This is a genomic window from Agrobacterium bohemicum (assembly GCF_001562555.1).
Lineage (GTDB): Bacteria > Pseudomonadota > Alphaproteobacteria > Rhizobiales > Rhizobiaceae > Agrobacterium > Agrobacterium bohemicum.
The window spans coordinates 46293-54648 of the sequence record NZ_KQ961039.1 but is presented as its reverse complement, the minus strand read 5'-3'; the positions used below and the strand labels follow the sequence as shown (position 1 = coordinate 54648).

At 52.3% G+C, this 8356-nt stretch carries 10 protein-coding genes; 4 read left to right on the top strand and 6 right to left on the bottom strand.

Annotation, left to right across the window (positions count from 1 at the left end; translation table 11 throughout):
* Positions 1-83: 83 nt before the first annotated feature.
* From ATO67_RS21830 to ATO67_RS21810, 5 genes are all read right to left on the bottom strand, one after another.
* A complete protein-coding gene (locus tag ATO67_RS21830) occupies positions 84-1136 on the bottom strand; it encodes a bifunctional transcriptional activator/DNA repair enzyme AdaA (protein WP_067653942.1) in 1053 nt (350 codons plus the stop codon).
* Positions 1136-1870 (bottom strand): helix-turn-helix transcriptional regulator, encoded by a 735-nt coding sequence (locus ATO67_RS21825; RefSeq protein ID WP_067653940.1) that lies wholly within the window; start codon positions 1868-1870, stop codon positions 1136-1138. The genes ATO67_RS21830 and ATO67_RS21825 overlap by 1 nt, the downstream gene beginning before the upstream one ends.
* A gap of 104 nt (positions 1871-1974) precedes the next feature.
* Entirely contained in the window at positions 1975-2736 is a 762-nt protein-coding gene (locus ATO67_RS21820; protein WP_067653938.1) for an isocitrate lyase/PEP mutase family protein, read from the bottom strand.
* 123 nt (positions 2737-2859) lie between these two features.
* Complete coding sequence (locus ATO67_RS21815) at positions 2860-3393, bottom strand: YbaK/EbsC family protein (protein ID WP_157940880.1); 534 nt, start codon at positions 3391-3393, stop codon at positions 2860-2862.
* On the bottom strand, positions 3354-3593 hold the full coding sequence (locus tag ATO67_RS21810) for a Rossmann-fold NAD(P)-binding domain-containing protein (RefSeq protein WP_067653934.1): 240 nt from the start codon (positions 3591-3593) through the stop codon (positions 3354-3356). The genes ATO67_RS21815 and ATO67_RS21810 overlap by 40 nt, the downstream gene beginning before the upstream one ends.
* Before the next feature lie 251 nt (positions 3594-3844).
* Here ATO67_RS21810 and ATO67_RS21805 point away from each other — a divergent pair, with 251 nt between their 5' ends.
* From ATO67_RS21805 to ATO67_RS21790, 4 genes are all read left to right on the top strand, one after another.
* Positions 3845-4069 (top strand): hypothetical protein, encoded by a 225-nt coding sequence (locus ATO67_RS21805; protein WP_067653932.1) that lies wholly within the window; start codon positions 3845-3847, stop codon positions 4067-4069.
* Positions 4070-4071: 2 nt separating this feature from the next.
* Entirely contained in the window at positions 4072-5241 is a 1170-nt protein-coding gene (locus ATO67_RS21800; protein ID WP_067653930.1) for a YcaO-like family protein, read from the top strand.
* Positions 5241-5930, top strand: a complete 690-nt coding sequence (locus ATO67_RS21795) for a TfuA-like protein (protein ID WP_067653928.1) — start codon at positions 5241-5243, stop codon at positions 5928-5930. Before ATO67_RS21800 ends, ATO67_RS21795 begins: the two co-directional genes overlap by 1 nt.
* A 122-nt stretch (positions 5931-6052) precedes the next feature.
* Complete coding sequence (locus tag ATO67_RS21790; protein WP_067653926.1) at positions 6053-6289, top strand: hypothetical protein; 237 nt, start codon at positions 6053-6055, stop codon at positions 6287-6289.
* Positions 6290-6404: 115 nt separating this feature from the next.
* Here the strand turns inward: ATO67_RS21790 and ATO67_RS21785 are convergent, their stop codons facing one another.
* Entirely contained in the window at positions 6405-8234 is a 1830-nt protein-coding gene (locus ATO67_RS21785; protein ID WP_158667392.1) for an alpha/beta fold hydrolase, read from the bottom strand.
* Positions 8235-8356 lie beyond the last annotated feature (122 nt).

The following is an 8356-nucleotide window of genomic DNA, read 5'->3' as shown; positions in this document are numbered from 1 at the left end:
ATACGGCAACTGAGTGAGAAAAAACCTGAAATCTTCACTCAAACCCCAAGCCATGACATGCTGGGACCAAACACCTAATTGGGCTAGTTTCCAAACTGTTGTTCGATTTCGATCAAACGTTGTTTGCGCCATAGCCCTCCGCCGTAGCCGGTCAACGATCCATCGGCCCCGACCACCCGGTGACAAGGAATCACTAGCGCGATCTGATTGGCCCCATTGGCGCGCGCTACGGCCCTCACGGCGGTTGGGTGACCTATGCGTTTTGCAATATCCGAATAGCTACGAATTTGGCCTACGGGAATTGTGCGTAGCTCTTGCCAAACTTCTCTAGTAAAAGAACTGCCCTGAAGCGCTAACGGCGTGTTGAACACCGCTTTTTCACCGGCAAAGAATGCATGCAGTTCTACCCTAATCTGTTCTGTCGGATCATAGCTGCCCAGACCTAGATCATCGTTGCAGGCCTTACGCAACTTGGCCAGTTCCATGGGAAGGGCTTTGCGATCAACAAACTCCAGCAAATGCAGATGCGTAGCGCTACTGACCGCGATCATGTCACCTAATGGCGTCGCAATCCAGTTCGCCAACAAGAGCCCTTTCTTGTGCAACGTAGCAGGCGGGCAGCCCAATAGCTTGGCGAACGCCCTGCGAAATGCACTGGCGGACGAAAAGTTGGCGTCATGCTGGGCGGTAATGACTTTAGCACCTTCTGAAAGACTCTCAAAACCTTCTCGCAGCCGCCTTTGGCGCGCCATCTCAAGAAATGTCATGCCGAATTGCCGTTTGAATGCACGGCGCACGGTCGACAGATCATAACCCATGTTGGCGATATGCTGTTCTGACCAGCGTTTTTGCGGATTATTGTCTAACGCAGCTAGCAACTGGCTGACCGACGGGTCGGCTGTGGCCGCGGGGGTTAGTGGGTGACAGCGCTTACAAGCACGAAAACCTGCCTCAATGCATTCCCGAATCGTGCCAAAGAACGTGCAGTTCACGGCATTAGGCTTACGCGCAGGACAAGTAATGCGGCAAAAGACCCCGGTTGTTGATACACAAACATAAGCTTGCCCGTCGAAACGTTGATCGCGTGCAACCAGTGCTTGATAGAGAGTATCGTGGCTTGGAATGGCAAACAACATCACCTGCCCTCTTGCAGTCCAGAGCGCCGAATTTCACTAGCAAGCAAATTAAAACGTGCAGCGCGTGCAACGGCATGAGTCTTGTTATTGACTTCCATTTTGACCATACAATTCTTGATATAACTGTCCACTGTCCTTTCCGACAGTTCAAGGATTTGCGATGTCTCCCATGCTGACTTCCCTTCCGCTGCCCAACTGAGCACCTGCAATTCGCGTTCCGATAAATTGGGTTTTGGCGGCTGATTTTTTTTGGATTGCATGCAATAAATGTGAAACAGAAAGGTGAAGTTGCGAATATCGAGATCATGCTCAGCCGTAACCTTGCTCCAGTCAGCTGCACTCATGTCACTTGAGATCGAGAAATACGCATTATTGAAGCCGTCACGAATTGGAATTGTCATTCCTGATTGACCAATACCGAAGTCTTTGGATTCACCAAAGAAATTGGAAATTTTCTTTGTTTTCCTCGGAATTTCTTCCCAATTTATGGGCCTGTGTCCCTCCCAGGTCTGCGCAAATACCGGATCGATACGATGACAACCATTTTTAGTATAATGATCCACCCAGTCGTTCGGATAGTTAGTTGCTAAATCTGGATTATTCCCGTTCAGCAATGAAGTGAAATAGCAAACATGTGCAATACCAAAATCTTTTAGCACATCTTGCGCGACATCAATAATTTCACTTTTTCGGCTTGCAAGGAATTTTGTTTCAAAGGCCTCAGATAAAAACATGTACTTCAACCATCACTTAATAAGTTTTTAGGATTTTTCCTATCTCAGTTGCGCGCAGTAGCCGCCTTGATTAGTTAGACACATCTATTTTGGTGGAAATCTAACTATTTGTATTTGCTAGCTGATTGTTCTACAGATTTCATTGCGGCAAAATAGGGGGCAGGACCAAAACTGACCCTTGCCACACCGGCCCTGGAGAAACCTGAAAGGTCGGCATTTGTGTCCAAAACCATGACATTGACTGGAAGCGCAATAGCTGCACAAATCCGAGCGATCAGGATTTCATCAGGCAGCCCGGGAATGAAAAAACAATCGGCGCCAGCTTCTTTGTAGGCAATGGCTCGGCTGATGGCATCATCGACTAACCCATCATGTTTATCCGGATCACTTTCCTGCAAGAACAAGTCGGTACGCGCGTTGATGACGGCAGGCACACCTGAGTCGATCGCCGCCTGTCGGGCGGCCGTAATTCGCACGGCCTGTGTCGCTACATCATAAATCCCTTCACCACCAATAACCTGATCTTCGAAATTTAATCCAATTGCGCCAGTCTGCAACAGGCTTGACACATTGCGAGTTATGTCCTGCGGATCGACTGCATAACCACTCTCGAAATCTACTGTCACCGGCAGGTCAGTGCTAGCGACGATCCGCGCAACGATATCAAGTGCCAGATCAAGAGGCAAATTCTGCCCATCCTCATACCCTTGGGACGCTGCTAAAGACCAACTTCCAGTTGCTATTGCACTGGCACCAGCCGCAGCCACGGCTTTTGCACTGCCGGCATCCCAAATATTATATAGAATAACCGGATTGCCTTGAATGTGAAGGTCGCGAAATATTTTGGCTTTTTCTGTATTTATCATGGTCTATATTTATCCGATTGGTATTGTTTATCGATGCAACGCGTTGCTAGTTAAAGTTGCCTGTTTCATAACGGCGTCTGCGATGCAGAAAGGTCGAAAATCAGGCGTTTATTCCAGATTATCTCAAGCGTCGGTAAGAAGCGGCGCCCGCTCAGCGATGGCGTCCAGCCGAGGCCGCGCAAAGGCCACCCAGTCTGCCGTCCGCATCCTGATTGAATGATCCAGCAGCCCCGAATTGAACCACACATTGGTCCTTTCTAGCACCTCAAAATCGGCTATCACTGGAATCTTGTCGTGCAGGCACATCGGCATAACGCAACCGCTTACACACCCCGTTAGTGAAAATACGGTGGCGGGATCTGCAAACCTCGCATCGATACCGCCAAAGTAGCGCGCCACCTTCAGCGTGAGCACACCATCGGTGACGCGATCCTCGTTCCCGTCCTCTATCCATTTATCCATCGAGGCAAGTGTCTGCGCATAATCTTTATCCAGGCCATCAGCGTGATATCGCTCGGCCAGTTGATCGATGTCGAGATTCACATGTCGGAAGTTACGGCCAAAAATGCCACTCAGCTTGGACGCAATGTCCGCGTAGGACAAGGTTTCGGGGCCTATCAGAATGAAATCCCGGTTCCAGGATTGGTCTTCGAGCAATGCGCTGACAGCCGCTCGGCGATATCGGCTGCTTCAATAAAGCCAATCCGGCCCCGTCCAGTTGCCGAGTAAATGGTATTCTCTTGCCGGATGGTGATCTGGTGCTGCTGGTGAGAAAAGTTCTGCAAGAACCAGATGGGACGCAAAACCGTCCACTCTGGCACGTGGTCTGCAAGATATTCGTGGATCTGCCCCATCATCGGCCCACTAGCTTCCAACGACGACGCGCTGAGCAGGACAAAGCGCCGGACACCGCAGGAGCACGCAATATCGAGGACTGGTGGGACGATCGCACCATGGTCGCTCGTATTTGTCGGTGCGACAATGTAGACCGCATCTATCCCATCGAAAGCTCTTCGTGCAGTTTTCTGTTATTCCTCATAAAGAGCAGTGGCAGACCAAGATGGATAGATAGGGCCTCAAAAAGGCCGGATTTTAGGCAGGGAAGATAATGACACAGGCATTTATTCTTGGGGGTGAGGGTAAAGAAGGTCTTTTGCTGGCCGACCTGCAATCAGGTACGATCACTCCCGCGAAAGAACCCCTTGCGAGGGAACTGGCAAAGGCCGCATCGTTGCGTACATCAGGCGTTACCATAACCAAGGGCGTCGACATTGCCATAGCGACCTCAGCAGAGACCTTGGCAACAGGTAGCATTCATGAAGGTAACAACTGATCTTGCAGCTCGATAATTACCGCGCATGCTCTCCGGGCGAAACTCTTTCCAGGGTTTCGCCTTTTCTTCGACGGCTAGGAATAACCAGACTGGCCCGACAGACGGATCTCGATGATATCGGTATTCCCGTCTGGTGCGCGTTTGCTCCGAATGCAAAAGCAATCGTTATCGCCCAGGGCAAGGGTATGGATGACGACGCGGCGAAAACATCGGCGGCGATGGAAGCCATCGAGCGATCCGTGGCCACAGATCCGGCTTGCGAGTTGCGTGTCACCAGCCAGCGTGCTTTGGAAACGTCCGGAAATTTATCAAACACCCTCGATAGTCTGCTCTCACCGCATACAAACCCGGTCACTCCGAACGAAGACATACCTTGGGGACGGGGACGGCATGTACTGACGGGCAATGACATATGGGTGCCATTTGACGCTATACACCTCGACCGGACAATAATGTCGCCTCGATATTGGCAATCCTCCGACGGTTTGGCCTCTGGTAATAAACGTGATGAAGCTTTGCTGCATGGTTTGCTGGAGCGGGTGGAGCGGGATGCGTTGACGCTTTGGCAGGTCACACCGGCCGCCAAGCGGTACAAATCCGCAATCGACACGAAGACAATTGCGCAACCAGCATTGCGGGACACTCTGGACAAAATTGCGCGCGCGGGTCTCGATATCGTGCTGTTCGACATCACGACAGATTTGGAAATACCCTGCATCGTAGCGTTGCTTGGCCCCAGGAACAGAACGACGGCCCGCTATGTCGACATCACTCTTGGTGCCGGCGCATCGGCTTCGCCAGCAACCGCGGCAATGAGGGCCATAACCGAAGCTGCTCAGTCACGGATGACATTCATTGGCGGCGCAAGAGACGATCTGCTACCGAACATCTTTTCGCAGCGGGCAGACCCGGCGACACTCACTGCCATGGACATGCTCGCCTCTCGGCGATTGAGCGATCTTCCCATCCTGTGCGCGACATCGGCAGAGCAATCTCTCCAAATGGTGCTGGATCAATTGAGCAATCGCGGCATTCGGGACATCTTCGCAGTTGATCTTGCGCCCGACTGGTTGCCCGCGAGCGTGGTTAAAGTCTTCGCCCCCCAGCTTGAAAACCCTGACGGAGAAAGACACAGACGCCTTGGCAACCGCGCTCTTTCGAAAGTTCTGTGATGAAAGTCGTGTTCGTTGGGCCAAGCTTGCCGAATGCTCATGAAATAGCTGCAACAGATATCGAAATCCGCCCTCCGGCCTGCCAAGGGGACGTGATGCAAGCAATTGCGGATGGTGCAACCAAAATTGGCTTAATCGACGGTCAGTTCGAAATGGCCGCACCAGTCTGGCATAAAGAATTGCTTTTCGCGCTGTCGAAGAAAATCACGGTGCTTGGGGCGGCAAGCATGGGCGCATTGCGCGCCGCGGAATGTGCCCCCTATGGCATGATTGGCGTTGGCACGATATTCGAGGACTATATGTCAGGCGCACGTGTCGATGATGCCGACGTTGCACTGACCTACGGTCCTGCCGAGCTAGGATACCCGCCATTAAGTATCCCACTGGTGAATGCTCAAGCAACAATCGCCAGGATATGCGATCTCGGCCTGTTGAATGAAGCTTTATGCGCCAAACTCAAGGATGCTGCAGGCGCACTCTTTTTCAAGCGCAGAAACTGGAGAAACATCGCAAACACGGCTGGTATTGAACTCGAATCGCTCAAGCCCGTTCTTGAAATGTGTTGGGTGGATCAGAAAAAAACGGATGCCACGGCATTGCTTCAGGCAATGGGACAAGATCAGCATCCAGTCGATATTGACGTTTGGCAATTTAATGCAACTGCCCTGTTCCGTAAAATGTATCTTTAGTTTCGCAAAAGGTGAATTACATCACCAAAAATCAAGCACTGCGTGTGCAACGGTTTTGCAACGCGCAAAGCGGGCTGTCTTGGCATAAAACGAGCCATCGCAACCGATACGATGAGATTACGATGACATTACTCAGAACTGACGCCCAGATCGATGAACGCCAGGAAGACTTTCTGACCCTCATCAACATGCTGACCTATGCCGAAGGCGTTGCCGAATCTCTCGGTGCACCGTCAGCCAGTTGGTATATCGACGTTGCAAAACAGGCGCTCCAATCCGCTTTGCAGAGCGAAATGGAAATGGAATTCTCAACTGCCGACATCGTGAACCTGGCTTCGGCTCGCGTTGGTCATTGCTGAGATTCAATCTGCAATCGACCTATCTCCTAGGCCAGGACGAGGATTTCCCACTTGTCCTGGCTTTCCTTTATCTTACCGACGAACGCTCTCTCAGGATCGCCGGGAAGAGCCTCGTCTATTGTGAGGGAGGAAATTGTAGCGCTATTGCCCTGACTTCGTCGGCCCAGGCGTGACGCGCTTCGGCCGTTGTCAGATTGTGATCGGCGTTTGCGATATAGACGATGCGTGGATTTCCATAGCGGTTCGTCAGCAACCGTCCACGCGGACCGAAATTGGTCTCAAGCATGGCTGCCCCAACATCACCGTCCGTGAAAACGATCGACATCCGGGTATCATTGGCGACAATCGACGTGAAATCCTGTGAAAGTGCATGAAACCTGGGGGACAGAAACGGAAAGCGCACCATAATCGGTGTCGTGAAAGAGACGACTTTTGCAGCGATCATCGCCCACATATTAGTGATGCCATTTCTGATACGCACCTCGCCGCGCAAAACCCTGCGCCAAAAGCCGCCACAAAACAATTTCGCGCCGTAACTTGCCAGTGGCTGCCGAGATGACACCAACAAAGCTTCGACATCGGTATCTTTGGGAATGTAAAAGTCGAACACGTTGACGGGCACGACACCACTGAAACGTTTGTCCTTCACACCGCTCTTGAAAGCCGCCCAACCGCCGCTGCATCGCCCTGTCACAACAACCGGGAAAAGTTGTCTTTCCTCCAGAAAATCCATGGCGGCATCGATATCGGCCAATTGACCCTCGCCATAAATAATCTGGTCTCGTTGATCTGGAACCGGCGGGCTGTCAGCGATATTGGCCATGTCGAAGCGCAGGCTGGCGTGGCCTGAACGGGCCAGATCCCTACACAATTTGACTGATATGCGACCCCAGCCTGAGGCACGTTCATAGCCGGTGGGGAGGACCAAGACAGTGGCACCCTTGCGTTGACCCTTCGGTTCGCACAACACACCATAAAGACGACTTTGCTCACCAAATCGGACCGGTGTTTCCCGGAAATAATCTCCGTCGAGCGCAGACGGGGACGGAACCATTCCCCTGGCTTGAAGATGTGACGCGACTGGCACCGTATTGGCAAGACCGCTGGCCCACTCGGTGAGAGTTGCAATCGCACCCATGGGCGGCACCGAAAACATGACATCGCTTATAAAACGGTCGTAGCCTTCGAAAGGCACAGTCCGAACATCGACGCCAAGTGTCTCTAGGTGCTCTGCGAATGCTGCGTCGGCGGGGCGGTTTTCCTGCTGGAGCAGAAGAATATTGGGCGCTGGTGCTTTGACTGCCGATGCGATGTTGAGCGTCCGCAAACCTGCCGTCACCGCATCAGGAATGACCTGTTCACCCATGGTCGGACCGGATGAGGCGCTGGTGTTTAATATTGCACCCTGGTTGGCAATTCGACTGAGGGCGACGAATTCGCGCAACCAATGACGACCGGAAAGCGCAGGTGCCGCCAAAGCAAGGCCTGACACTCCCTCCATATTCTCCGCTACGCGCCATGCCAGCGCGCCGCCAATGCCGTGCCCGATCAACAGAAGGCGGTCTGCGCCGGACAACTCCTTCAATGTCGTTACCGCAGCGCTTGTGGTGTCGAGCCAGACATTGAGACCTGCGGCATAATCGGGATGGTCAAGTGCATCGCCGGTTCCTGGATAATCGAAACGCATGCTGGCCATACCGCGTTGAGACAACGCGACGGCAAGCCTTTGCCAGAATTTTCGCGCACACAGTTCTTCAAAGCCCCATGAGCCAACAAACAGGACCGCAGTGTCGGTCAAAACGGATGCACCGTTGTGCTGAGACGCATCGACCAGCGCGTCGGCTGGTCGAAAAAGACCCACCGTATCTGCGAACGTAACGGGGTAATCAGCAGCAATCTGCCTAGTTTTTCCCGCTACGAAAGGCAGACTAACAGTAGCATTCATATTCGCCCCCACGATAGCTGCCTCAAGCAACAGGTGTGTAAAATACATTACCGGCGTTAAGCAATTCTTGAGTTTGCACTTGAAACAAAGGTTTCATTTTCGCTATTCAGACGCGTACCTTG